We start from the raw sequence: 26,295 nt of genomic DNA, 5'->3' as shown, positions 1-26,295 counted from the left end.
AAAATTGAGTAGCCAATGCTCCGACCACATTTGCTCATTTAAGTTGCTAACCGTATCCCAGCATACACTGAAATAGTCATATAGTAGGTACAGATTAAACACCGGAATAAGCCATAAATCCACCATCAACTGGCACACAAATGCCCGTAATAAACTGACTGTATTCATCATCAATTAACCATAATAATGTTCCGTGCAAATCATCTGGTTTACCGAGTCTTCTCATCGGAGTATGTTCAATAATTTTTTCGGCTCTCTCTGTAAATGATCCATCCTCTTTTGTTAAAAGCTTTTGATTTTGTTCCGTTAAAAAGAACCCCGGTGCGATCGCATTGACACGAATATTTGTCGTTGCAAAATAAACGGCCATCCATTGGGTAAAATTATCGATCGCTGCCTTTGCCGCACTATATGCCGGCACTTTCGTCATTGGGGACGGAGCACTCATCGATGAAATGTTAATAATTGATCCGCCACGATCGATCATTCTTTTTGAAAACACTTGCGAAGGAATGAGTGATCCAATCATATTTAACCGGAAAACGTGATCAAAACCTTCTGTCGTTAAATCATAAAAGCTCGTGATCTCTTCGTTTAATAAATTTTCCTTTTGAAAAATTTCATTTGTTGTGGACCCTTGCGGGTGATTGCCTCCAGCCCCGTTAATGAGTACATCGATGCTGCCAAATTCTTCAATGACAGCTTTGTCTGCTTCCTCAACACTTGACCGATTTGTCACATCACATTGGACTGCGATTGCGGTCCCTCCATCAGCATGAATATCATCCGCTACCTTTACCGCTTTTTCATACGTTCTATTTAAAATAGCAATGTTCATGCCATGTTTACTCAACTCCCTAGCCATTGAACCGCAAAGAACTCCACCACCGCCTGTTATGACAGCTACTTTATTATCAAGATTGTGATGCTTGTTTATCATCCACAGACAACTCCTTTGTTCCATTCGTTCTGCCAAGACTATCCCAAATCCCGTACAAATACATAATCCCGAGAGCGCGATCATATAAACCGTATCCCGGACGTCCTTCTTCTCCCCAAATCATCCGTCCGTGATCTGGCCGAACATATCCTGAATAATTGTGGTCATGCAGCACTTTTACAAGTTGATACATATCTAAAGAACCGTCCGTACTACAGTGGGACGTTTCGAAAAAATCACCGTTGTCATACCTTTTCACATTTCTGATATGAACAAACGGAACTCTACCTTGCTTTATGAAATTTCGGAATATTTCTGGCACATCATTTTGTGCACTTGCTCCTAATGACCCTGAGCATAACGTCAATCCATTAGACGGATGATCAACTAATTGTAAAATTCGCTGCAAATTGTTTTCATTTGTCACAATTCTTGGCAAGCCGAAAACAGACCATGGTGGATCATCAGGATGGATCGCCATTTTTATCCCACACTCTTCAGCGACAGGAATAATATTTTCAAGAAAATATTGCAGATGATCGAACAAATCCTCTTCACTCACATGTTCATATTGTTTAAACAACTTCTTGATTGCTGAAAGTCGTTCAGGCTCCCACCCTGGCAATGAAAAGCCATTTGAGCTTTGCTCAATTTTTTGTACTAATTCGTGTGGATCTGTATCGGTAAATTTTTCTTTTTCATACGCAAGTACCGTAGAACCATCTGGTAACCTTTTAGCAAGATCTGATCTCGTCCAGTCAAATACAGGCATGAAATTATAACAAATAACTTTCACTCCAGCCTGGGCTAAATGCCGAATCGTCTCTTGATAATTTTTAATGTACGTATCCCTTGAAGGCAGACCTAGTTTTATATCTTCGTGTATATTCACACTTTCAATGACTTCAAGTTTTAATCCATAGTCATTCACTTGTTTTTTTAGCTTAAAGATCCTTTCCAACGGCCAGACTTCCCCTGCTGGGATGTCAAATATCCCTCCAACAACACCGGATACTTTCGGTATTTGTTTAATATAACTTAAAGGAATGCTGTCGTCGTCTTTTCCGAACCATCGGAATGTCATTTCCATACGTACCGACTCCTCTACAAATTTCCTTTCTCTTGTTCGTACATAACATTAGTTGAAATAATGAGGATACTGGGAAATTATAGTATCTTTCTCAAAATCAACGAGCCTTAAATGCGACTCCATCATCTCTTCAGCTTCTTCTCTTTTTTGTTCAACGATGAGCTGAAAAATATCCTTATGCTGCTGAACGATAATATCCCAATCTAACGTATCCGTTTGCAGCCTTAAGATTCTCAGCCTTTGAAATTGGGTATTCATTTGCTGAATCAAATTCCATGTCCTCACTTTGTTCGTACCTAGAAAAAAGAGATGATGAAACTCTTCATCTAATTCAAACATTTTTGTATAATCTTTCGACTTGCTAAGTTCCTGCATCGCCATATTCGTTTCGAGTTTAAATAAATAGGATTCATCAAATTGTTTACATGCTTCTGCTACGATTGCTTTTTCCAGCTTTTCTCTCACAAAACGTCCTTCTTCAACGAGGTTCATATCAATTTTTGAAACGATCGTTCCGCTTTGAGGAATGATATCTAATAAACCATCTTCTGACAATTTAAGAAAGGCTTCACGAACAGGAGTACGGCTAACATCTAATTTATCTGATATTTCCTTTTCCGATATTTTTGTCGCTGGTTCAATCTCAAATGATATAATCTGTTCCTTTAATAGCTCGTAAACATAATCTCTAATTGATTGCTTTCCTACCTTACTTTTTAAAATCATCGATAACACTCCTTATTCGAAATCCTTCCCTTACCTTTTTCAGTGTCAATTAGTAAATGGTTCTTTTTTGATCATCGTCAATTCCAGACTTACGGTAAAAGTACGTATTTACAATATCACGCCATTCTTTCGCATGGAGCAATTGTTCATTCAGCCGGCTATAAACATCTTGATAACGGCGGTCATCCATTCTTTCGTTAAGTTCCTTCCAGCGATCAACTATATTTTCTACTTGTTCGACACCAAGAAAGTGCGTATCGTAAATGTGCTGAATCACCGTTTTGCCAGATGCTAGTTTATGTGTATACGGTACATGATGGAAAAATAAAAGCAATTCGTCCGGACAGCGCTCAACAGACTCATACATGTCAGCGTTTGGTGAAAAATATTGATTCGTATAACCAGTGCCACTTTTCTTCGTCCGGTCAACCCCTATACCATCTCGATCAGCAAAGTGATACGTTCCCCAAGCTTGATATTCATACCCATCAATGTTCGGACCGTAATGATGGCCTGGAGTTACCATCCATCCTACACCTAATGGTGACGTATATTTTTCATAAGTCTCCCATGAATTCATAAGCATATGAAAAAGGTGCTCTTGAACTTTCTCATCCGAACCGAACGTACAGCGGATCCATTCATCCGTAATACGTTCTGAAGAATAATCTGAATTCCAAGTTAAACGACCGTAACCATATAAATTTGCTTGAGCAAGTGTATGTCCTGTCCAGTTATAGTGATCACCGATGTTTGAAACAGCTGCAATTCCACTAATTTTCTGGTTATATAAGCTGCCACTGATAATCTTCTTAATCGTTGAACCTTCTCCTTCAGCATACGTGTCAAAATGAAGAACTTCTTTCCATTGCGGGATGAGATAAGCGAGGTGGCGCTGCTGTCCCAAGTATTCCTGTGTAATTTGAAACTCTATGAAATGATTCGTATGTTTTAATCCACCTAAAAGCGGTGAAACCGGTTCTCGTACTTGAAAATCCATCGGTCCATTTTTTATTTGTAATACGACATTGTCGTGAAATTGTCCATCTAATGGCATAAAGTGGTCATAAGCAGCACGAGCACGGTCCGTTTCGCGGTCACGCCAATCTTGTTTACAATTATAAACGAAACATCTCCATACAATCATACCACCAAAAGACTCCAAAGCCTCTGCCAGCATATTTGCTCCGTCAGCGTGATTTCGCCCATATGTAAAAGGTCCAGGGCGATTTTCTGAATCGGCCTTTACGATAAAACCACCGAAATCAGGAATATAACTGTAAATCTTTTCAACAGCTTCTTTCCAAAATTGTTTTACCCGCTCATCAAGAGGATCTGCTGTTTCTAGTCCGCCTATTTCGATCGGACTAGCATAATTAACACTTAAAAAAGTAGAAATACCGTAAGTGCGAAAAATGGAAGCAACTTTTTTCACATCAGGTAAATACTCATCCGTAATGAGCTTTGATTCGATTTTATGGACATTAACATTATTAATTGAAACCGCATTGATCCCTGTTGAAGCTAGTAACCTTGCATAATCTTTTATCCGTTGATAATTTTTACGAAATCGATAGTCTTTAAAAAAGATCGAGTTCCCTGCATAGCCACGCTCAATCGATCCGTCCATATTGTCCCAATGATTAATCATCCGAACTTGATTAACCGGATTCTCATTTATCGATAACTGTTCAAGTGAATGGTCCATTTGAATTAACCGAAGAAAATGATACGCTCCGTACATAAGAGCGCGATCGGTTTTTCCGATAATATAAACCCCTTCTCCTTCGACAGTTTCAATAAGATATCCTTCATGATTCAGCTTTGAATAAGTATTTTCACTTGTCGCTGAAGCAGACGTCGTGAGTGTAAGCGCCAGTTGGCACGTTTTTTCAGACGTAATCATAGGTGAAAAACCGAGCATACCGTTTATTCCAATGGTGAGCTCCTCTTTTATTGCCTCGATGATTGGTGAAGATTCTTCCAATACAATTTGTGACACAATCTGTTGCGCATTTTTAACATATTGCTCATTTTCTTTCCTTGTATATTGAAGCCATGCGTTATAGCTCGTTTCCTGACCTTCTTCCACTCCTTCAGTGAGTAATGTTGAAAGTCGAGAATAAAATGCCATGATTATTCCTCCTATATATGAAAGCATCAAGTTGTAAAACGGTCTTGTACGTGCAACGCGATTCCGCTACTTACCCCGTCGGAATCACCGACCTTCACTCCTTCGGTATTTCAATTACATCAACCCCCAGTCTCGCTTAAAGTTCTTTATAAATAAAGTAATCAAAGTCGGCAGCCTTTTTCATCCCGCTTAAATCTTGTGTCGCCATACCGATAAATGTTCCGGTAAAGCGGACATTTTCTGCTGAATCATCGGACATATGCGTGGGGTCAAGTTCAGGACCGACTGGCGTCCATTCTCCATCCTCTGCTTGTTTATAAAAGAGCGCCAATGAAGCTTCGTGAATAACCCCTTTAAAATAAACTGGTCCTTCTTCTTGAATCGAGATCGGCTTCTCTAGCCGTTCCTCATACTCGCCTTGTTTCGTTTGAATAAGTTGAATCGATTTTCCAGCCTGTTCATCCCTTGTTACGTGAAGGTAAACGTGATCCTCTGTATCGTAATAGATGACGAGACCCGCCATATGCTGGTAATACTCCGGATCATAGTCGACCTTTGTCTCAAATTCACAATGAAACGATTGCTGGCGTCGGGCGACAAGACTTTGGCTGTGAACCGAGCTTAGTGATTCCATGCCGCGAAGTCGTAAATGTCCTGGACGCTCGGTTAATGAACACCAAGAAGAGTCGGCTGGAATGCGTAACGTATTCCACTGGTGGTGTAACGTTTCGCCATCGAAATTGTCTTTTTCAGGCTCAGGCTCAAACGGATGCTCTGGAAGGTCTGGGGCTGTCACTTCCTGTAATGGGCTGTTCCCCCCATCTTCAATACGAAGCCAGCCATCCTCTGTCCACTCGACTTTCTGAATCGCCGTTTCCCGACCAAGTGTACAATAGGTTTCCTTTAACGGTCTGCCGCACAGATGAGCGAAATACCATTCACCATTCTGTGTCTCGACTAGACTGCCGTGCCCCGCCTTTTGCAGCGCGAGTTCCGGCTTTTTGTTCGACGTAATGAGCGGATAGTTCGGGTCGGTTTCGTACGGACCGTCGATCGTTTTCGAGCGGGCTAACGTCGCCGCATGCTCATACTCGGTCCCACCTTCTGCGACGAGCAAGTAATAGTAGCCGTCCTTTTTGTACAAGTGCGGACCTTCGGTTAATTGAATGTCAGTTCCTTTATAAATGTTTTTCACCGGCCCGACGAGCTTCTGTTCTGCTTCGGAATATTCCTGGAGAACGATACCGGCAAACGGATGGTTCCCCTTACGGTAATCCCAGATCATATTGACGAACCATTTGCGCCCGTCTTCATCGTGGAAGAGAGACGGATCGAAGCCGCTGCTATTTAAATAGATCGGTTCAGACCACGGTCCTTCAATGTTTTCCGCTGTAACAAGATAGTTATGAGCATCTTTATAAGCCCCGTGCCATTGCTTTACATCGGTATAAATTAAATAGAACGTTCCGTCATGATAGCTGAGACAAGGCGCCCAAATACCGCCGGAGTTCATATTCCCTTTCATATCGAGTTGGGACGTCCGAGTGAGCGGACTTGAAATAAACCGCCAATGCTTTAAGTCCTTTGAATGGTGAATTCTGACACCAGGGAACCATTCAAATGTAGATGTAGCAATATAGTAATCATCCCCAACCCTGACGATCGAAGGGTCAGGGTGGAAGCCAGGTAAAATTGGGTTTTGAATGTTAGACATTGATAAGCTCCTTTCTTTTAGCAATATGTCAATCCTTTACTCCACTTTCAATGCTTGCTTTTGAGCAATTATACTTAGTTCTGCTGCTTTAAAAGCATGCGCCTGCGCCATTGCATGCTCAGTACCATGTAAGCAGTCATGAATAAAATCGCCAAAGAATGGAAAACCAACTTCTCCGGAAAGCTTCATATGCTCTTCCCCATCTTTATTGACTAAATATAAGTGGTTTCCTTCTGAATCGTTCGCGATATCTATATATTTCCTTAATTCAATGTAGCCTTCTGTTCCTAAAATGATCGTGCGTCCGTCACCCCATGTTCGAAGTCCATCTGGTGTGTGCCAATCGACCCGGAAATAAAAGGTCGCTCCATTATCGGCAACTAAAGTAGCATCCCCGAAATCTTCAAACTGCGGATAATCTTTGTAAGCATAGTTTGCTATTTTACTATGGACAACCTTTGCATCTTTCGCTCCTGTAAAATGAAGAAATTGTTCAATCTGATGGCTTCCAATATCACAAATAATCCCGCCTGTCTTTTCTGGCTCAAAGAACCAATCCGGTCTTCCTCCTGCATTCGCACGGTGCGGACCTGTACCAATTACTTGAATGACACGTCCGATTTTTCCTTCATCGATCAGCTGGCCAGCATATATCGCACATTCAACATGAAGTCGTTCACTATAATAAATGCCCCATTTCAACCCTGTTCGTTCTGTTAATTCTTTCGCCTTTTCTAATTGAGAAAGCTCAGTAAATGCTGGTTTATCAGCAAAAAAATGTTTTCCATGATTTAATGCTTTTACACCGACCTGCCAGCGGTCAGAAGGAATACTTGCTGAAGCAATTAATTTCACTTCAGGATTCGTTAGAATCTCTTCCTCTGTTTCAGCAATTTTTACAGAAGGGTATTTCTCTTGAAATTTTTTCGCTTTTTCGATGTCTGGATCATAAACAAGCTTCAATTCACCACCAGCATTGATTAATCCATTGCACATCCCGTATATGTGACCATGATCAAGACCGATTGCAGCAAAAGGAAATTCTCCTTGATCGACGACTTTATCTGTTCTTCCTTCAGGGGCATAAAACATTCCATCTTTTTTACTCAATGTTAATCCTCCTATGAAAAAGACTGTTATTTATTTTCGAGCTTGCCAGTTGTAATCTGATTTTCTGAAAAGTTATCAATACTATTTTTCTTTTCGAAATAATACGTCGCATTTTTGAGGATGCCTTCTCTCGTATAAAACGGACTTTCTGATGTTAGTGGAAGCGGTACCGTTTTCCCTTCAGAGGCAGATTGATAGATCGCCATAATGAGCTCAAGTGTTTCTCTGCCGTCCCTGCCGTCACTGAGTATCTCTTCTTTCCCTTGTATCGCATTGAGCATGTTGTTAATCTGTCCTTCATGGCCTTCAAAATTAAGGGAATCTTGTTCTTCATAGGCTTTTTCAAGTTCCGCTTCGAGTTTTTCATTCCGTTCAGGAAATCCATTTTCTAAAGCTGAAGAGGCTGTCACTTTCCAAGGGACAGAAATTCTCGCTTTCTCCCCTTGAAAAATGAGTTGCTGTTCCTCTCCATGGTGGACGACAGAACTTGTAACTTGGGCGAGACTCCCATTTTCATATTTTAAGATTCCAATTGATAAGTCTTCTACTTCGGCATTGTCGTGTACTGTATTCGATGCAACAGCTGTCACTTCTTTCGGCATCCCTAGATACCACCTTAAAATATCAATATGATGGACTGCATGATTTAACGTACAGCCTCCTCCTTCTTTTTCCCACGTTCCTCTCCACCATAAATCATAGTAGCTGTAGCCTCTCCACCAGTGAGAATCTACCTGTGCATGTACGATCGTGCCAATTTTATTTGAGTCTAGCAGCTTTTTCAGCTTCATAATTGGCTCTCTAAACCTGTTTTGTGCGATTACAGATAGCAGTTTATCGTTGTTTTTTGCTGCTTTAATCATTTCATCACACTCTTTAAGTGAAGAAGCCATAGGCTTTTCAACGATGACATGTTTCCCAGCATTCAAAGCATCGACAGCCATTTTTGAATGAGTATATGGTGGTGTACAAATAGATACTAAATCGATATCTTCTCTAGCCAGTAAATCTTGATAGTCATCATATACAGCTGCTTCATTGGCAAATTGTTCACATTTCTCTTGCGCTTTTTCCGGATAAATGTCGCACAACCCAACAACTTTACACGTATTAGAAAACGTTTTATAAGCTTCAATGTGCAGAGACGAGATAGCTCCAGTACCGATAATTCCAACATTAATCATCATTCGCTCTCCTTTTTCAAATCAGTTTTCATCGAAACGTTGAATACCTATTCCTTTTCAGCTCCAAGAACGATCCCTTTAACAAAATACCTTTGTAAAAATGGATACACGATCAGCATTGGTAACGCTGAAATAAAGATTTGGGCTGCCTGTACCGTTCGCTGAGATAAGTTTTGCATCATATCAGCATCGACTTCTACGTTACTAAAGTCTTGTTGGACAACGATCGTTTGCAGGAACGTCTGCAGCGGGTAATTAGCAGCGTTTGTATTATAAATCAAGCCGTCAAACCATGAATTCCAGTGGAACACCATCGTAAAGAGTGAAATTGTTGCAATTGCCGGGACCGAGATCGGCAAATATATTTTCAAAAAGATTTTAAAATGCCCTGCTCCGTCAATATAGGCTGATTCTGATAATGACTTAGGAACAGATGCTCGAAAGAAATTTAATAACAAAATTAAGTTAAACGCATTAATTGCCGGCGGTAGCACTAACGCCCATATCGTATCTGTCAGCCCTAAATTAGTAACGACCATATATGTCGGGACAAGGCCACCATTAAAGAGCATTGTAAATACAAAGAACCAGACGTATATTTTTCGCCCTTTAAATTCCTCTTCATACTTCGATAATGCATATGCTGCACATAGGAGCAGCCCCATTGAAACGGCTGTACCTAAAACGACTCTATATATCGAAACACCTAATGATCTTAAAAAGTGTTCATTATTCAACGTTCTCGCATATGCATCAAACGTGAAATCGATTGGCCATAACCCTACTAAATTCGCAGTTGCTGGAGCAGATCCACTTAATGAAACTGCTAAAATATGAATAAGAGGGAACAGGCATAAAAATGAAACGATAATCATGAAGGTGTAGTTGAAAGCTGTAAAAATTTTAAACCCTTTCGTTTGATAAGGCACGTTGATCCCTCCTTAAAAAATTCTCCAGTTTGCATATTTATAGGCTAATCTATAACCAATGACAATCAGGACTAGACTTATGATCGACTTAAACAAACCGACTGCAGTACCGTAACTAAAATCTCCGCTTACGAGACCAACACGATAGACATATGTATCAATAATGTCTCCCGTTTCATAAACAAGCGGATTGTATAGGTTAAAAATTTGGTCAAAACCGGCATTTAAAATATTACCGAGAGAAAGTGTCGCAACAACGATAATAATTGGTCGCATTGCAGGCAGTGTAATATGCCACGTCTGCTTCCAACGATTCGCTCCATCAACGACAGCAGCTTCATAAAGTGCTGGATTGACAACTGTAATTGCCGCTAGAAACACAATAGTATTGAATCCTGTTTCTTTCCAAAGATCACTTATGACAACGGTCGTTCTAAACCAATCATTACTCCCGAGGAAGAAAATCGGATCAATTCCAAACCAGCCGAGGAACTGATTGATAATACCGCCACTAGGGGATAAAATGTCAATTAACATCCCTCCGAGAATGACCCATGATAGAAAATATGGAAGGTATACGATTGTTTGAACGGTTCGTTTAAATTTCATATGGTAAACTTCATTTAGCATTAATGCGAATGCCAGTGGAACAATCAATCCAAATATTAGTTTTAAGACAGAAATAACGAGAGTATTCCAAATTACTTGTCGTGCATAGTCGTATTCAAACATCGTAATAAAATGTTTGAGTCCAACAAATTCTGATTCAATGAAACCGAGCCAAGGTTTAAAATCTTGAAAGGCCATGATGATACCAAACATCGGACCATACTGGAAAATTAAAGCGACAATAACCGCTGGTATAACAAGGGCATGTAATGGCCACGTATTTTTAAAGTCCCAACGCTGCTTTTTACGTTTCGGCTTCATACTTGTCGAAAGGCTGTTATTTTTCTCTATGACTTGACGTGTTTCTGCCATGATGGAACCTCCTTTTCTAAGAAAAGTGCAATTCGCTAGCTCAGTTCTTCGGCTAAAATCCCCGCGTCTTGCGGGAACGCCGAAGTTACCACATCCGTGTGGAAGCTCGTGGTGTAAACGCTCTTTGGGGCTAGACAACAATCGAGAGATTGAATTTTATACTTTCTTTTCATTTTTTTAATAAGAAGGCGTCTAATAAGTGCCAGTGCTTTCTTCTCTTTTGCCAATATTACTAGCAGTTATAGTCATTTAGTGCATAAAGAAATGCCTGGCACTTAAAAAACGCAGCGATTAGATGGACTTATTCATCTTGTGTAACTTCTTGATACCATTCATTCACTTCTTGAGTAATTTGTTCTCCGCCTCCAGATTTCCACTGCTCCACAAATTCATCAAAATATTCAAGTGGCTTATTTCCGTAAATGATATCTACAACCATTTCTTGCTCGAGTCGATCTAAGTGCTCCGCCCGCTCTCGCATAGTCGGTGTCGGCGCACCTGTAAACTCATTGACAATACGATGCTCATCCTGCTCCTTTACAATGTGTGCCGCATGTAAATATTGCTCATTGTTTGCGGCAATTGTATACTCATAAGCATTCTCTGGCTCTCGATCTGTTAAATACAATTCAGACGCTAAGTCATAGAGCATAAAAGGAATCGTCGGAACATTTGTCGGAAGCATATACCCACCTGGATCAACACGTTCCTCCCCTACTTCTTCCTCAATCGCATCGTGATCATAAATTGGTTCACCGTCATCACTATAAATGTAGTCGTATCCTTCAAACATACCATCTTCAAAATACTGTGAGTCACCTAATGTATAACCATATATCTCATCTAAATACTCAAAGTATTTATCCATATGTTCAAACTCTCTGCTGAACAAAAAGGAACCTGTAATTAATCCTTCTCCTCTTCGGCCAATATTCCCATCAGGTCCAGCTGGTAACGGCAAAACTTCAACTTCTGCATCAGGTACATTATCGTATACATCACTTACAGGCCACCCCTCTCCCCATGGAGGTGCTGCTAAAAACCCTGATGTACCAGCAACAAAACTTTCAATAGCTCCTTGCTCATCTAACAATCCTACTTCTTGATCAAGGTAACCATTTTCAAACCAGCGATTTAACGTTTCGAGTCCATCTTTCATATTGTCTTGAATCGTACCGTATACGAGCTCACCATTTTCATCTAATGACCAATGTCTCGGTAAATAATCTCCGTATGCTCCGAAAATGAAACTGCCATCTGCCAGCCAAGTCGCAAGTCCGTTTACAGTCGCAAGCGAAAGCCCGATCGTATCATTTTGTCCAGTACCATTTGGATCCTCATTTACAAAAGCGTCCATGACTTCTTCCATTTCTTCTAACGTCTCAGGCATATCGAGTCCGAGATTGTCTAACCAATCCTTCCTCACCCAAAGCAAAGGATCTGAACCATTTCCGCCTGATAGACGCGGCATACCGTATCTCACACCATCTTCGTCTGTCGAAGGATAGAAGGCTTCAGGAAATTGATCAAAAGTTTCCTTGATTCGATCTGATGCATATTCTTCATAAGCTTCATCGATCGGTTGAACTAGTCCAGATTCAATTAAATCTGCCTTTAATTGTCCATCAGATACTAAAAACACATCTGGAAGTTCTTCATTTGAAGCCATCGATAAGCGAAGTTGTGTATTATATTGTTCATCGTGCGGTACTGTCCAGATCGTCTCAATCTCTAAGCCTAGTTCTTCTTCCGCCCACCAAACGACAGGGTTGTTATTGACATCCTCGCCAGAGCGAAAAACGGTGTCATCACCAAGCGTTCGAGCAGTCGTCATCTTAACCGTGCCGCCTTCCTCCATGACATCCTCATCATTACTGCAAGCGATAAGCATCCCCGCTGAAACTAATCCAAACGTTAGTAATTTCAATGATTTCTTAATCATTGTTTTTCCTCCCTTTTTAAATAAAAGCTATGAAAACTTCATCATCCCCCAATACTTATGTGCCTGTCTAACTTCGGAAAGATCAATAAAACGCTTACAATGAGTGAGTAAACAATCCCCCTTTCAAAAATAAGGATTCATTTACATACAGCCGACTGATGAACATTTTTATTTTGATTACTAGTACAACTAGTATACTAGTATGTTACTAAAAAATGAACGAGTAGTAAAATAATTTTTAATTTTACGACTATTCTTTTTTACATTTGCCTTATTCACATGTTTTATTTAACTTATTGAAAATTTTGATATTATCGTGCAAACTTGTACTAGCTGTATGTTAACGCATACATGATCAATCTCAAAAAAAGGAGTGGCAACACATGGAATACAGAGGACTATTCAAATATGTTTATCTAACAATGGAATTTATTACTCGAATTGCATACATTAATTTATTGTGGATTGGATTTTCACTGCTTGGTCTTGTCGTTTTTGGACTCGGTCCCGCATCAGCCGCCATGTTCACTGTGACACGGCAATGGGCAATAGGGAATTACGACATTCCAGTTTTTAAAACATTTTTCAATGCTTATAAACAAAATTTCTTCCGTGCAACTTTCCTGCTCGTCCCGTTGTTCATTGCAAGCAACATTCTATACATCGATTTCATGTATTTATCGATGATTGATGGCATGTTTTATAACTTCATGTTGTTCATTTTTATTAATGCTCTGATCATTTTTGCAATCGTCTCTCTCTATCTTTTTCCTGTATTTGTTCAATACAAGTATTCAATATGGCAATACTATAAGTATTCAGCGATAATCGGTTTTTCAATGCCATTGCATACTCTCGGTATGATTATTGCCATCTTTCTCATGTGGAGATTGGTCCTAATTATTCCAGGAATTCTACCAATCCTTCCCATTGGACTTCTCGCATTTGTCATGATGAAGCTGTCACATGCTGCATTTGTCAGGATTGAAAAGAAAATGGCTGCATCACAATCGATTGCTTAACATAGCCGTTACCACCTATGCAGAATCGGCTTCTCCTAATATGGATAAAGATTCTGCCCTTCCCCTTCTAAACATTAGCACACACTCTTTCAGCCATTTTTAACAACCTCAAGTAACCTAAAACTGTCATAAATTCAATTAAGTTGGTTGATAAACTTAAACAAGTTTAAAGAACTGTCATAAAATGATAGCGTTTTCATTTTCTGAAGGAGCACTCTTGCTGTTTCCGTAAAAACCAGTAATCATAGACTTATGCTGTAACAAAACCTGTTCAACAGTCTTCAATAGAGCATCATTGATATTAATACACTTGTAATTTTACTTTGACTTCTATATCTCCCCCTTTGTCCAATCTCCATTACTTTGTTTACTGATAAAACAAAGTCAAAAATAGAATAGATGATAAAAATAATAATGTCAAGATTTTTTGGAAAAATCCGACTATTGTTCCCGTTAGTTAACAGAAAATTAAAGAATAAGAGAAAATCACCTTGACAAACAATACGTAATATTTTATCTTTTAAGAAAGTTTATTGATTAAACTATCTGTCAGGAGGAGACAATGGATACCATTCACATTAACAGAAGTACCCAGAAATCCTTTCATAATCATTGGAAACATTGTATTGGAACGGGGCGTTTAGGTCTTGCCTTGCAAAAAGAGTATTTAGATCATTTAAAGCTCGTTCAAGAAGAAATCGGATTCAAATACATTCGAGGGCACGGCCTGTTCCATGAAGACATAGGCATTTATAAAGAGGTTGATACTGTAGATGGGGTAAAACCGTTTTATAACTTCACGTATATTGACCGGATTTTTGATTCTTTTTTACAATTGGGGCTACGTCCGTTTGTCGAACTTGGTTTTATGCCAAAGAAGCTCGCATCAGACGACCAGACTATTTTTTACTGGGAAGGAAATGTCACTCCTCCTGCTGACTATCATAAGTGGCACGATTTAATTACAAATACCATTGAGCATTTTATACATAGATATGGTTTGGAAGAAGTCTTGCAATGGCCTTTTGAAGTTTGGAACGAACCGAACCTCGTCAACTTTTGGAAAGGTGCAGATAAAGAGGAATACTTCAAACTATACAAAGTAACCGCACATGCGGTTAAACAAGTTCACCGTGATCTTCAAGTAGGCGGACCGGCAATTTGCGGCGGCTCCGATGAGTGGATTACCGATTTTCTCAATTTTTGCAAAACGGAGCATGTTCCTGTCGATTTCGTGACTCGCCATGCTTATACGTCAAAACCACCTAAGAAAAAAACAAATGAATATTATTATCAGGATTTGGCCGAAAACACTGACATGCTAAATCAGTTTGAGACGGTTAGAAAGTTAATAAATGAGTCGCCTTATCCTGACTTGCCGTTTCATATTACCGAATACAATACGTCTTACAGCCCGATAAATCCGATCCATGATACAAACGTCAATGCAGCTTATTTAGGAAAAATATTAAGTGATGCTGGAGACATTGTCGATTCTTTTTCGTATTGGACATTTAGCGATGTTTTTGAAGAATTTGATATTCCGAGAGCTCCCTTCCATGGTGGTTTCGGTCTAGTCGCGCTTCATTCTATTCGCAAACCAACTTTTCATTTGTTCGCTTTCTTCAACCAATTAGGCAGCAAGCTGCTATTTAAAAATGATAATATGATCGTTACAGAAAAGGACGATGGCAGCATTGCACTTGTTGCTTGGAACTTAGTCTCTAATAAAGGTGATGGATTTGAAAAAACACATTCGTTAACGATTCCTTTTAAAGCTGATCACGTATTTATGTTTCGTGAAACGGCTGATGAAAATCATGCAAACCCGTGGAAAGTTTGGAAAGAGCTCGGCAGACCACGTTTTCCGTCACAAAAGCAAGTGAAATTATTGCAAACTGCGGATCAGCCGCTCGTTCGCACAAATCAATTGCAAACAGACAATCAAGAAGTATCATTCAACTTCACTTTAACGAAAAATGAAGTCACATATATTGAATTACAATCTGTCCACGATGAAACGGACTCATATGAAGGTCTTGATGACAGCTTACTCACCTGTTATTAATGGTAATGATTTAAAGTGATCCCCCATAATGCCATTAATATATACTGAAAACCAATCGCTAAGGACGATTGGTTTTCTTTTTTTATTTTCATTGTTTTGGCGAGGCGGACGCTCTCTGCAGGCAATGCCTCAGCTAAACAAGTCTAACGTCCATGTTGGATCTTCTACTCCTGCGGTTACTCGTCACACAAAACAAGGCTATTGCTTTTCCCGCCACAGTTGCCGCCTTCCACTCTTCAATACTGCATGTATTAGGATCTTGTCGAATATCCCGTGCAATTTTCAATGTTTGGGGCTTTTCATCACTATGAACGTTATAACGTTGTTCGATTTTCACTCTTTGAATCTTCCACTAAACTACCGCTATGAAATATTCCTTCGATAGCACGATCTCGCCATGCCTTTGTAGAGTCATAATATTCTTGTTCTGTATCAACGTTAGAAATGAGGGTTCCAGACACGTTTCGTCGTAATTTTCCTGTGATGACACCGTCAGGTCTTACGAAAAAGCTGGCCCAACAGCTTTCCTTTGCTGAACTATTACTGCAGCTGATCCAAACATAGTTATTGGCTGCATAACTTACCATCGTTGCTGGCATCGTGATTTCAGGGTACGTCCTACCTTGATTAAACTTCATAATATCTTTACTGACTACTGATTGCATCGCCTTTAATCGATCACCTTTTATGTTAGCTGCGTGATAAGAGTGAAAAATTACTTGAACTCCTCTTCTCTTATACTCTCTATACAACTCAGGGTATCGATAATCGTGACAAATTTGTGCCCCGCAACGAACACCTTTGATCGTGAAAATTGCTAAGTGATTCCCTGAGCTGTAATGTGCTAAATCTCCCGTCTTTTCTTGTTCGTCCCCAGCACAAAACATTTTGTCATACCGGTCTACAAGCATCCCTTTTTCATTAATGATGTATAAGCTATTATGCGGTTTATGATTCCCGCTCAGTTGATGAGTTGAGCCAAGAACGACCCAGATTTCTAATTCTTTTGCAACCTGCATAATTTTCTTCGTACTTTGTCTTAATAACGACCAATTCATTCCTTTTAATGATTCCATGTCGGCTCCTGCATAGCCCGATAAACTTGCTTCTGGGAAATGGACAACATCAGCTTTACTTTCTTTTGCACTTTTTATTTGATGAAGAATATAATTTGTGTTTTTTAAAATGTTTGCACTAACTGGAAATTGACAAGTCGCAATCGTTAACTTCATCCTCTTCCATCCTCCATTCGACAAATATCGGGAAGTGCCTGGCACTTGTCGCCTACGGAAATTTTTCCGGTTTTGATAACGGAAGCGTACACGCCAAAATTGTTATTTCTTTCGTTCGCGACAGTCTTTAATAAAGTTGAATCATTTGCCCCGTCTTCAGGATTAACGGTAATGATCATACACCTTTTACAATGACTATTTATTTCTATTTCCACCTCTGAACCAATTTTCAGCCGTTTCCCTATCCATTTTTCTTCAATAAATGGCATTTTATCTGTTAATTCGATGACTAAATTGGGTCGGAACCTTCGTTCATTTAAAGCTTCTTTTCCCCATTTTTCCGACAAATTGTTTAATGATGCATCTGTTACGAGAAGAATATGATCGAGCTCAATCGCCCCTAAAGGGACGTGTGAAGGTGAGTAACTCGTATATGCGACTTCACGTTTTGATTTCGCTTCAATCTCTTCCTTTAACTTTTCGCTTCCCCACTCGAGTGTATTCCCTTCAGGTGTCGTAACGTTTATTTTCGGAAAATGCTCAATCGATTCTTCCCCTGCAAACGTGGCTTTATAGCGAGCCATTTCGGGAAATTGTGTAATCGTTAAATAGTTCCCGTCTCTTAATCCATCAAGAAAGGCATGACTTCGGTCTCCATAAAGACCATAATCCATAACCTTCGTTTTCTGTACACGTTCCCCGTAAAATGATTTCACAGGATGTCTAACGATCTCTTTAATCGTGCCTATAACCATCTTTCTCCCCTCCCATCTTTATGTTATTCTCGACACATTCGTCCTGATGCCATTTCTAAGTTGTGGTATCAAGATTTGATAAGGCTATTACTACTTGTATTCGTTAATTTCTGGTAGAAACCTTCATTCATTTACATAAAACGAAAGTAGAGATTTTACATGAAAGGCTTTAGTAACAGAGGCGCTGGATGAAAAGTCATCCAGTCTGTTTTAATCATGCCAGTCTATTTTATACTCATAAACCCACCGATTGCCTTTCTCTCCAAAGAGAGGTAGGACAATTGATAAGATCCGATCTCTGATCCATGCCGAAAAAGTGGATAATTCTTTTTTATTATCGCCTCTTCTTCTCCCCTCAACGATAATTTTTTCTACACGCGGTTTCCTCTCACGTTCAAATTGTTCAAACAGATTTTCCCAATCCTTTTCGGAGTTACGAAATAAGGATGCAAGATACATCGCATCTTCTAACGCAAGTGAAGCACCTTGACCAGAGTTCGGACTGACTGCATGAGCAGAGTCGCCAATTAAGACTACTCTCCCTTTATGCCACGTTGGAAGCGATTGAACATCATGAACATTCCCTTTCATAAATGACGGTGTATTCTTGATCAGTTCTTCCACTGGTTTATGACAACCTTTACACATATGAAGTAATTCTTCTCTCGTTTTCTCTGTCGAAAATGCGATTATTTTATTTGCAAGTCCTAGCGTATCAAGAACATGAAGTCCATTCGGGGCTATTTGCAACCCTCCGCCAATGTCATCTCTTTTCGGATATGCTTCATAAATCGTTGACGTCCAGCCAATTTTATTAAGAAATAAAGCCATTGCTGTCCCAGCAATTCCCCCACCGATAATAACGGCATGACATTTCTTCGCCATCATTTTCCACCCGCTTTCAATGACACAAATCCGTGTGCAAGTAGTCCAAGCCCTATTCCGACCCCTATTCCCAATAAAGGCCCGATAACATAATGGTTTAAAATGATTCCTAAGCCGATCCCTAATGTAACTGATATAAATAGAAATCCTGCATATAACACCCCTATAGCTTCACTGTACTTATCCATCTATTTCCCCTCCTATATTCAACTTAATCTAACACTGTTAGTTATACTGAAAATGATATAATTGTCAAGTGAAGGAGGAAGAAATTTTGACAAATCGTAATCACCATTCTAAAACTATAAAAATTGATAAGCAGACGATCGCCAAAGCAGCATTTGATTTACTTTTAGAAGAAGGAATGAAAAAAATATCGATCCGAAACGTTGCCGACCGACTACATATAAAAGGTGCTTCACTTTATTGGCACGTCAAAAATAAAGATGAACTGCTGGAGCTTGTTGCAGAAGAAATATGTAAAGATATCCCTTTTCCTGATAACTCGTTATCACCTGAAGATCAAATAAAAGTCCTCTCATATGAATATCGAAAAACATTGCTGAAAATTAGGGATTCCGCACACGTACTAGTAGAAACAGCGCCAACTACGCCTTATCGTTTACAGCTAATCAATAAAATGAGTGAAGCTCTACAGCTATTCGGGTTAAAAAATGAAGACTTATTTTCTTCATCATGGATGCTTAATAACTTTATTACATCGTTTGTTCTTGAGGAATATCGCTTCAATGAAATCCCAAAAGATGCTTCTGAAACACTCGAAATCATCGACAATCTTCCATTCGGACAATCCATGCCGAATATGGAAAGAGAGTTCCAATTCGGGCTAGACATTTTACTATCAGGATTCAAAAGTAAAATTGATTAAAAAAATCCTCGTTTCTGACGCTTAATAGCCAGAACGAGGATTTTCATTCGACAAATATCGGGAAGTGACTGTCACTTGTCAGCAGTTGCGCAATGCTTGGAAGCATTCGTTGTAATCGTCATGCTGATCCGCTTTAAAGTGGGTGTTTTTAAACGCAACTTTTCCTTCTTTATTAATAACAAATACCGACCGAATCGCTGTTTCATCCTTTTCATTTAATACGCCATAATCTTTTACTGTTTGCTTATGCCAGTCAGATAACAATGGGTATGGCAACGTTCCAAGACTTGCAGCAAAAACGTTATGGGAATATATATGATCTACACTGACAGCAAGTACTTCAGTGTCTAACTCCTGTAAAATAGTGTAATCCTCTTTCCAAGAGGTTAATTCCCGAATTCAGCCAGGTGTAAAATTCAATGGATAGAACGCCAACAATACATTTTTATCCCCTAAGTAATCAGATAAAGATATTTTTTCTTTATGTGTGGATGATAAATGGAAGTCCGGTGCACTCATCCCGACTTGCAATGTCTTCATTTATTTCACCTGCTTTCTTTCAAAACATCAGTTACGGGCAATTTCGTCCTAGTGTTCCACATCGCTACTTTCAATATTCTTGAACAAATAACATATACAATTTTCAGTAATCCTCCCTAAAAAAGAAACCTCAAGCGCATCTAAGTGATGGACAGATCACGACCGTGCTATACTTAGCACACGTAAATCATCTACATTAATGAAATACGATCAAGGAACAATTATCTCTCTATTTTTATTGCAAATACAAAATAGCCCAGGCAAACAAATCACCCGAGCTAAAAAACAAAACATGTCAATCAAACGAACTTCATCAATTTTCAACCACTCTTAACCGCCACATTACACTCGTAAAATCACCTTGCACTTTCGGTATATTAATTCCAACATTCATTAGTTCATCTCCGTAATATGATTCATCTAATTCAACGATTAAATATTTTTTATTGGGATCAAGTCCTTGCATCTTCACAGACTTAAACGGCGAATTCCCTTCATCTAATATCGTAAAGTGAGTAAAAACAGATTCCTGTTTATCTTTCGTCACGAACATCCAAGCGGTATCATTTCCCTCAAATGGACTTAAAATCCGATAGAAATCACCAAATTGAACGATTGAACGAATTTCTTTATAATGATTCACTTGCTTTATAACCGTTTGCTGATCTTCTTCAGAAAGCTTCGTCAAATCAAGTTCGTACCCTAAATTTCCAGACATCGCGACATGTCCACGAATATTCAATGATGTCGTTCTGTTTACTTGATGGTTTGGAACATCAGACACATGTGCCCCAATTGAAATAATCGGATAAACGAGACTCGTACCATACTGAATTTTTAATCTGGAAATGGCATCAGTATTGTCACTTGTCCACGTTTGCGGCATGTAATACAGCATTCCAGGGTCAAAACGTCCGCCACCTCCAGAACAGCTTTCAAATAAAATATGTGGAAATCTCGACGTCACCTCTTCCATCACACGGTATAAACCTAATACGTAACGATGTGCAACTTCCCGCTGCCGTTCAGGCGGCAATCCAGCAGATCCTACCTCTGTCATATGTCGGTTCATATCCCACTTTACATAAGTGATTGAAGTCGTTGAAAGGATCGCGGACAGTCTTTCGATAATTTCATCACACACTTCTTTTCTTGAAAAATCAAGAATTAATTGATGCCTTCCAGTCGATCTTCTCCTTTGTGGCACATGGATACACCAATCTGGATGTTCTCTGTATAAATCACTATCTTCAGAAACCATTTCAGGTTCAAACCATAAACCAAACTCCATCCCCTGTGACCTAATATGTTCAGCTAAATGATTTAATCCGTTAGGAAGTTTTCTCCGGTCAACGTGCCAATCGCCTAATGAAGAACGGTCATCATCTCGTTTTCCAAACCAGCCATCATCTAAAACAAACAACTCAATTCCTAAATCTTTCCCTTTACTAGCTATCTCTTTAATTTTCTCTTCATTAAAATGAAAGTATGTTGCTTCCCAATTATTAATGAGGATCGGACGTTCTTTATCACGATACATTCCTCGGCATAAATGACTTCGGTACAATGAGTGATATGTTCGTGACATCTCTCCTAATCCGTTAGCAGAGTAGACGAGAACGGCTTCCGGAGTTTGGAATGTTTCCCCCGGGTTAAGAAGCCAGGAAAAATCAAATGGGTTAATCCCGAATGTAATGCGTGTCATTTCTAATTGATCCACTTCAACTGACCCTTCAAAATTGCCGCTATATACGAGGTTGATCCCATACGCTTCACCGGAATGTTCCTTCGTATCTTTACCAACTAAAGCCAGAAAAGGATTTTGTTGGTGGCTACTTGTCCCTCGTCTGCTCTCTATAGACTGTACTCCTCTTCTGACCGCTGTCCGCTCTATAAACCTTTCTCTTTCATGTGCACCATATAACGAAATCATTTCAAAACCAGATTTGCGAAAATCAATATTCATACTTGCTGCTTTCAACACCTTTACCGAACGTTTCCCATCATTAACTAGCTGAACAGATCTCGTTATCACATCTAAATGATGAAAAACAGTATAACGAATGATCACTCTTAGACTGATCAGCGGATCAGCCATTGTTACCTCTAAAGTTTCTGCTTCATCTTCTTTCTCTGTATATGTTGCCGGAAGACCTTCCAAGCGAGGTTTCCCAGGAAATATTTCATGTGATTCGTAGCGCAAATCGGTAATCGTACTGCCATCTTCCAGCTGTATTTGATATGCAGGTTTTCGAAAATCTGTAATCCCAAAAGCGGGGTATTCTTGCGGCAATGTATCCAATGAAAACGTCCGGTCCTTCGTTACAGGATTTGGAGAAAAACCGCGATCTCGATAACGAATTTGATTAGAGTGGTTATATTCTTTTATTTTTTTTCCCCAGTAAAGATGGGCAAGATAGCCGTCTTTAATAATTTGCATGACATAACTCGTGTTTTTTGCAGTTAAATGAAACGTTTTTGATTCTTTGTTAAAAATAATACTCATCATATCCTCCAAACGTTTACCACAATAGATTTGGGTCCATTTTCATACATCTCGTACGAGAGTCCTTACCATTTAGCTATGTGGTCCTCAATAGATCCAAGAAGCTTAACGACCTTCACCATTTCACCGTTACTTTTTTTCATCGTCCCATTGTAGTGCCCGAATAGCTGCACCATTTCAGATTTTACAATCATTAAATTCGTTTTTGACTTTCTTTTAAAAAACGGGGTGAACGTCAAACGCACTTGGTCAGTTTCAGTCGAACGAATTTCCCATTCTTTCATCATGTTGTCAGGAAAAAACAAAAATTCCACAGGTTCATGAACTTTTGTAAGCTTTCCATTTAATAAAAATGCATTTTCCGTTACTCCTGTACCATCTGTCCATTTACTGCCGAAATTGACCCCGATTGAATCTTTCCCTTGCCATCCTGAAGCCATCCCCCAGTTCCAGCTAATATTTCGCGGCCAGTCTCCCCGACCGTAATCTAAAACAGCAGAATCCGTTTCTTTATGAAACGTAAATGTTTTGTTACCTACAGTAAACTTGCCTTCAGCAGGCAAACATTGCTGTTTTGATGTAAACTGAAATTTTTCATCACTCCAAGGGATGACGACATTTAATGATTCAACTTCTTCTCTATATGTAATTTTAATATCAGCGTGTAATGTTTCACCGCCAAAGTTGTCTGTACTTATTTTCAAATGAATGTGACGTCCATCCCAGAAAAAGAAGATTCCCATATCTTCATTTATTGCTTCGACACTACCAAGAACTGTATCTGGCATCTTGTATGAATTTCCGAAAGGGATGACAATCGTCCTTTCATAAAATTCCTTCGTTTCGTATTCAAGGTAATATACAAAGCAAACTAATGCATAATCAAGATGACTGACTGTCGCTGAAAATAACGCTTCTTGTCCGAACACACACCAATAGTTCCACCTTTTTTTTCTAAAGTAATGACCTTTTAAATTACTCGTAATAATCGGCTTTCTCGCCCAGCCGATACTTTCATGATTCAATTTCCCTTGTTCATCACAAAGGTTTACCGGTGACGTTAACTCACGTTCTTTGTTCATAACAGTCATCATCCCTCATCCTTTCTTTACGAAATATTATTCGATATAAGAGTAAAAATTCCTGCACGAAGGAAGAACTCAGCTAATTTCTTCCAGATAGTGATATAATAACGGTGAAAATAGAATAATGATGGAGGCGAGGTATTTGAAAAAGGCACTCATTATAATTGCAAGACTTGTATTAGGAATTATTTTCTTAGGTGCTGGTATCAACGGATTTGTCGTTGCTTTTGGGTTTGAACCTTTTATTGAAACGAGTGATGAAGCGATGCAATTATTTGAATTTCAATATCTGTTAATCTTTGAAAAGTCTTTAGAAGTTATTTGCGGAATGCTTCTTATCTTGAATCGGTTTGTTCCGTTGGCACTAGCTGTGTTAGCACCGATCATTGCCAACATTTTATTGCTTCACATATTCGTCGACTATTCACTCCTTCTATTAGCAATTCTGCTATTCATCTGTCATGCATTTTTACTCATTATATATAAAAACAACTTTGTGAAAATCTTTGAGAAAAAACCACTGTGAGCGACAGCTCAAATAGATCCAAATAGATCCAATCCAAAAATATCCAGGTGCCAGGCACCTGGATATTTTTGGATATCGTTATTTGTTAAGGGATGTTATTTTGTGTAAGGATTTTTGCTCAGAGGCAAGGTTATCGTGAATGTTGTACCGCTATTTAACTTGCTGTTAACTTGAATGTCGCCTTTTAGCTTTTCGATTATTTTAAAACAAACCAAAGTCCCTAACCCTGTACCTTTTTCCTTTGTCGTATAAAAGGGAGAACCTAATCGTTTAATTTGTTCTTCACTCATCCCTTTTCCAGTATCAGTAATCGTTACTTTCACTCTGCTCCCCATGTTCTTACAGTCAATTGTAACCATTCCTTTATTTTCAATCGATTCGATTCCGTTTTTAATAATATTTAAGAAAACTTGATTAAGCTCGCTCCGATTTGCAGTTATGTAGTATGATTGATCAACCTTATTATCGATGCTCACACCGTTTAACAATGCATACGATTCCATTACTTCGATCACACTGTCTAGAATTTCCTTCATATCCACTTGCTCAAGATCTGTCGTGTCTGTTTTTGCCAATGACAAATAATCATTAATGATTTTTTCAGCTCTTCGTAATTCCGAATCCATTAATTCAAGCGAATCAATTTGCTTAGACGTAATATTTTTTTCATTTTTAAAAATTTGAATAAATCCTTTCACAACAGTTAATGGATTACGAACTTCATGAGCGACAGACGCTGCCATTTCACCGATTAGCTTAATTCGCTCAGCCTCCTGCATTTTCATTCGGTTCTTCTCTTTTTCCATTAACGTTTCAATAATATAGACAACAATAACGATTGTGACGATATGGGAGAAAATAAAATACACGATAAAGCTCGGTAATTGCGACGCATTAAAATTTTCATAAAAATAGACAATCCCTGAGGTAACTAACAATGAATTGAATAATGTGAGGAAAAAACTGATCATTAATTTCCTTTTTACGTTCGCAATTTTATATTTTTCTAAACAAAAAAAGACACTGATTCCAGATATAAAGTAGGTGAAGATAGTAATCATAAACCCGTCATCAACACCAATAACTAATCTGTAAGTAAAGATAACTAGTGTCGCAATAATTCCCATTTTAATGCCTGCATAAAGAAAAGCCAGAAGCCACGGTATCGTCCGCAAATCATATATATGACCACTAGCTAATTCCATAGGAAAACTCATTGATAAAATTATCGTTACAAAGCAAATTAAACCAAGAATAAACGGTGAACCTCTGAAAAAATCTCTTTTAAAAAAATAAGAATAGTAAACAAAAATAGGAACTAACACGAGCAAAAGTGCAAACAAATAATTATTGAAGCTATACATCTCTAACCTCCCAATACTGCAAAACTAGTAAAAACTATAAATTCAGAATATTAATATTTTAACATATGAGAAACAAAGCTTCTTTAAATATGTAAAAGTCGATAGAAAAAGTAGACATTAGATGATTAAAATTAATGTCGAATCTAAGTCGTTTTGTACAAACAGAAAGACAGTGTGTCAAAAACTTGGTCATTGTCATATTTTATTATTGAACGATATTTTTTCAACTTCCCCGCTCTCAAAATAAACAAGCCTTCTTCATCGGTCAATCCTACTCAACATTACGATTCCAATTCATTTTCTTAACTTTTCACATAAAAGGTAGAAAAACGATTCTGTTTGGAGGTGACATTCATGTGGTGGAAACAGTTAAAAGGCCCGCTTATTCTTTTTACAGTGCTAATAGCAGCTCTTTACAGTATTCTCTCCTATCACACTTATCGAAGCATTGAAGCGAAAAGCATCAAAATCGAAGCATTACAAGAAGAAGTAGAACGAAGTGATGAAATAAGCTCATCCAAAAAAGCTTCATTTAATCGAGAACTTGAGAATTACGAGCGCTTACAAAGTCTTCTGCAATCATTTTGGATGAAATGGGTATTTGACTTCCCGGAATTTAATCCGATTGAATAAGGATGAGCTGGAAGATGAATAGAGGTTCCTTTCTAATCGG

23 protein-coding genes are annotated in these 26,295 nt (G+C 38.8%); 5 read left to right on the top strand and 18 right to left on the bottom strand.

Annotated features, from left to right (window positions below; all coding sequences use genetic code 11):
• Positions 1-94: 94 nt before the first annotated feature.
• The 10 genes from CD001_RS10590 to CD001_RS10545 form a co-directional block, all read right to left on the bottom strand.
• On the bottom strand, positions 95-940 hold the full coding sequence (locus tag CD001_RS10590) for an SDR family oxidoreductase (protein WP_096187642.1): 846 nt from the start codon (positions 938-940) through the stop codon (positions 95-97).
• Entirely contained in the window at positions 915-2,030 is a 1,116-nt protein-coding gene (uxuA, locus tag CD001_RS10585; protein WP_096187639.1) for a mannonate dehydratase, read from the bottom strand. Before uxuA ends, CD001_RS10590 begins: the two co-directional genes overlap by 26 nt.
• A 48-nt stretch (positions 2,031-2,078) precedes the next feature.
• Positions 2,079-2,756: a GntR family transcriptional regulator gene (locus CD001_RS10580; protein WP_096187637.1), complete on the bottom strand. Its 678-nt coding sequence runs from the start codon at positions 2,754-2,756 to the stop codon at positions 2,079-2,081.
• A 49-nt stretch (positions 2,757-2,805) separates the two neighbouring features.
• A complete protein-coding gene (locus CD001_RS10575) occupies positions 2,806-4,890 on the bottom strand; it encodes an alpha-glucuronidase family glycosyl hydrolase (protein ID WP_096187635.1) in 2,085 nt (694 codons plus the stop codon).
• A gap of 136 nt (positions 4,891-5,026) precedes the next feature.
• Positions 5,027-6,604, bottom strand: coding sequence for a glycoside hydrolase family 43 protein (locus tag CD001_RS10570; protein WP_096187634.1), 1,578 nt, complete (start codon positions 6,602-6,604; stop codon positions 5,027-5,029).
• A 36-nt stretch (positions 6,605-6,640) separates the two neighbouring features.
• Positions 6,641-7,714 (bottom strand): Gfo/Idh/MocA family protein, encoded by a 1,074-nt coding sequence (locus CD001_RS10565; RefSeq protein WP_096187632.1) that lies wholly within the window; start codon positions 7,712-7,714, stop codon positions 6,641-6,643.
• A 26-nt stretch (positions 7,715-7,740) separates the two neighbouring features.
• Positions 7,741-8,898, bottom strand: a complete 1,158-nt coding sequence (locus CD001_RS10560) for a Gfo/Idh/MocA family protein (protein ID WP_096187630.1) — start codon at positions 8,896-8,898, stop codon at positions 7,741-7,743.
• A gap of 47 nt (positions 8,899-8,945) precedes the next feature.
• Positions 8,946-9,773 (bottom strand): carbohydrate ABC transporter permease, encoded by an 828-nt coding sequence (locus CD001_RS10555; protein ID WP_179298919.1) that lies wholly within the window; start codon positions 9,771-9,773, stop codon positions 8,946-8,948.
• 66 nt (positions 9,774-9,839) lie between these two features.
• Entirely contained in the window at positions 9,840-10,808 is a 969-nt protein-coding gene (locus CD001_RS10550; RefSeq protein WP_096187627.1) for an ABC transporter permease, read from the bottom strand.
• A gap of 301 nt (positions 10,809-11,109) precedes the next feature.
• The gene (locus CD001_RS10545) at positions 11,110-12,750 is read right to left on the bottom strand and encodes an extracellular solute-binding protein (protein ID WP_096187625.1); all 1,641 of its coding nucleotides are present in this window, start codon (positions 12,748-12,750) and stop codon (positions 11,110-11,112) included.
• Between the two features lie 383 nt (positions 12,751-13,133).
• On the opposite strand from CD001_RS10545, the gene CD001_RS10540 reads away from it, so the two are divergent.
• Complete coding sequence (locus CD001_RS10540) at positions 13,134-13,772, top strand: YesL family protein (protein WP_096187623.1); 639 nt, start codon at positions 13,134-13,136, stop codon at positions 13,770-13,772.
• A 562-nt stretch (positions 13,773-14,334) separates the two neighbouring features.
• Positions 14,335-15,840, top strand: coding sequence for a GH39 family glycosyl hydrolase (locus tag CD001_RS10535; RefSeq protein ID WP_096187621.1), 1,506 nt, complete (start codon positions 14,335-14,337; stop codon positions 15,838-15,840).
• Positions 15,841-16,154: 314 nt separating this feature from the next.
• On the opposite strand, the gene CD001_RS10525 is transcribed toward CD001_RS10535, so the two are convergent.
• From CD001_RS10525 to CD001_RS10510, 4 genes are all read right to left on the bottom strand, one after another.
• Positions 16,155-17,072 (bottom strand): carbon-nitrogen hydrolase family protein, encoded by a 918-nt coding sequence (locus CD001_RS10525; RefSeq protein WP_096187616.1) that lies wholly within the window; start codon positions 17,070-17,072, stop codon positions 16,155-16,157.
• On the bottom strand, positions 17,069-17,827 hold the full coding sequence (locus CD001_RS10520; RefSeq protein WP_096187614.1) for an MOSC domain-containing protein: 759 nt from the start codon (positions 17,825-17,827) through the stop codon (positions 17,069-17,071). The genes CD001_RS10525 and CD001_RS10520 overlap by 4 nt, the downstream gene beginning before the upstream one ends.
• 210 nt (positions 17,828-18,037) lie before the next feature.
• Entirely contained in the window at positions 18,038-18,715 is a 678-nt protein-coding gene (locus CD001_RS10515) for an FAD-dependent oxidoreductase (protein WP_096187612.1), read from the bottom strand.
• Positions 18,712-18,900: a hypothetical protein gene (locus tag CD001_RS10510; protein WP_096187610.1), complete on the bottom strand. Its 189-nt coding sequence runs from the start codon at positions 18,898-18,900 to the stop codon at positions 18,712-18,714. The genes CD001_RS10515 and CD001_RS10510 overlap by 4 nt, the downstream gene beginning before the upstream one ends.
• Positions 18,901-18,986: 86 nt before the next feature.
• Between CD001_RS10510 and CD001_RS10505 the strand changes: the two genes are divergently transcribed.
• Complete coding sequence (locus tag CD001_RS10505; protein ID WP_096187609.1) at positions 18,987-19,601, top strand: TetR/AcrR family transcriptional regulator C-terminal domain-containing protein; 615 nt, start codon at positions 18,987-18,989, stop codon at positions 19,599-19,601.
• Between the two features lie 78 nt (positions 19,602-19,679).
• Here CD001_RS10505 and CD001_RS10500 read toward each other — a convergent pair whose 3' ends face one another.
• From CD001_RS10500 to CD001_RS10485, 3 genes are all read right to left on the bottom strand, one after another.
• Positions 19,680-20,120 (bottom strand): redoxin domain-containing protein, encoded by a 441-nt coding sequence (locus tag CD001_RS10500; RefSeq protein WP_257009975.1) that lies wholly within the window; start codon positions 20,118-20,120, stop codon positions 19,680-19,682.
• A gap of 334 nt (positions 20,121-20,454) precedes the next feature.
• Positions 20,455-22,647 carry an alpha-galactosidase gene (locus CD001_RS10490; RefSeq protein WP_096187604.1) on the bottom strand — a complete coding sequence of 731 codons (2,193 nt, stop codon included), beginning with the start codon at positions 22,645-22,647 and terminating at the stop codon, positions 20,455-20,457.
• 65 nt (positions 22,648-22,712) lie between these two features.
• A complete protein-coding gene (locus CD001_RS10485) occupies positions 22,713-23,729 on the bottom strand; it encodes a DUF2804 domain-containing protein (protein WP_257009778.1) in 1,017 nt (338 codons plus the stop codon).
• 145 nt (positions 23,730-23,874) lie between these two features.
• On the opposite strand from CD001_RS10485, the gene CD001_RS10480 reads away from it, so the two are divergent.
• Positions 23,875-24,258: a DoxX family membrane protein gene (locus CD001_RS10480; protein WP_096187601.1), complete on the top strand. Its 384-nt coding sequence runs from the start codon at positions 23,875-23,877 to the stop codon at positions 24,256-24,258.
• A 95-nt stretch (positions 24,259-24,353) separates the two neighbouring features.
• On the opposite strand, the gene CD001_RS10475 is transcribed toward CD001_RS10480, so the two are convergent.
• Positions 24,354-25,622 (bottom strand): ATP-binding protein, encoded by a 1,269-nt coding sequence (locus CD001_RS10475; RefSeq protein WP_096187599.1) that lies wholly within the window; start codon positions 25,620-25,622, stop codon positions 24,354-24,356.
• Between the two features lie 354 nt (positions 25,623-25,976).
• Here CD001_RS10475 and CD001_RS10470 point away from each other — a divergent pair, with 354 nt between their 5' ends.
• Positions 25,977-26,255, top strand: coding sequence for a hypothetical protein (locus CD001_RS10470; protein ID WP_096187597.1), 279 nt, complete (start codon positions 25,977-25,979; stop codon positions 26,253-26,255).
• The last annotated feature ends 40 nt before the right edge of the window (positions 26,256-26,295 follow it).

This window comes from Evansella halocellulosilytica, assembly GCF_002335745.1.
Lineage (GTDB): Bacteria > Bacillota > Bacilli > Bacillales > Salisediminibacteriaceae > Bacillus_CA > Bacillus_CA halocellulosilytica.
This window is presented reverse-complemented; position numbering and strand designations above follow the sequence as displayed.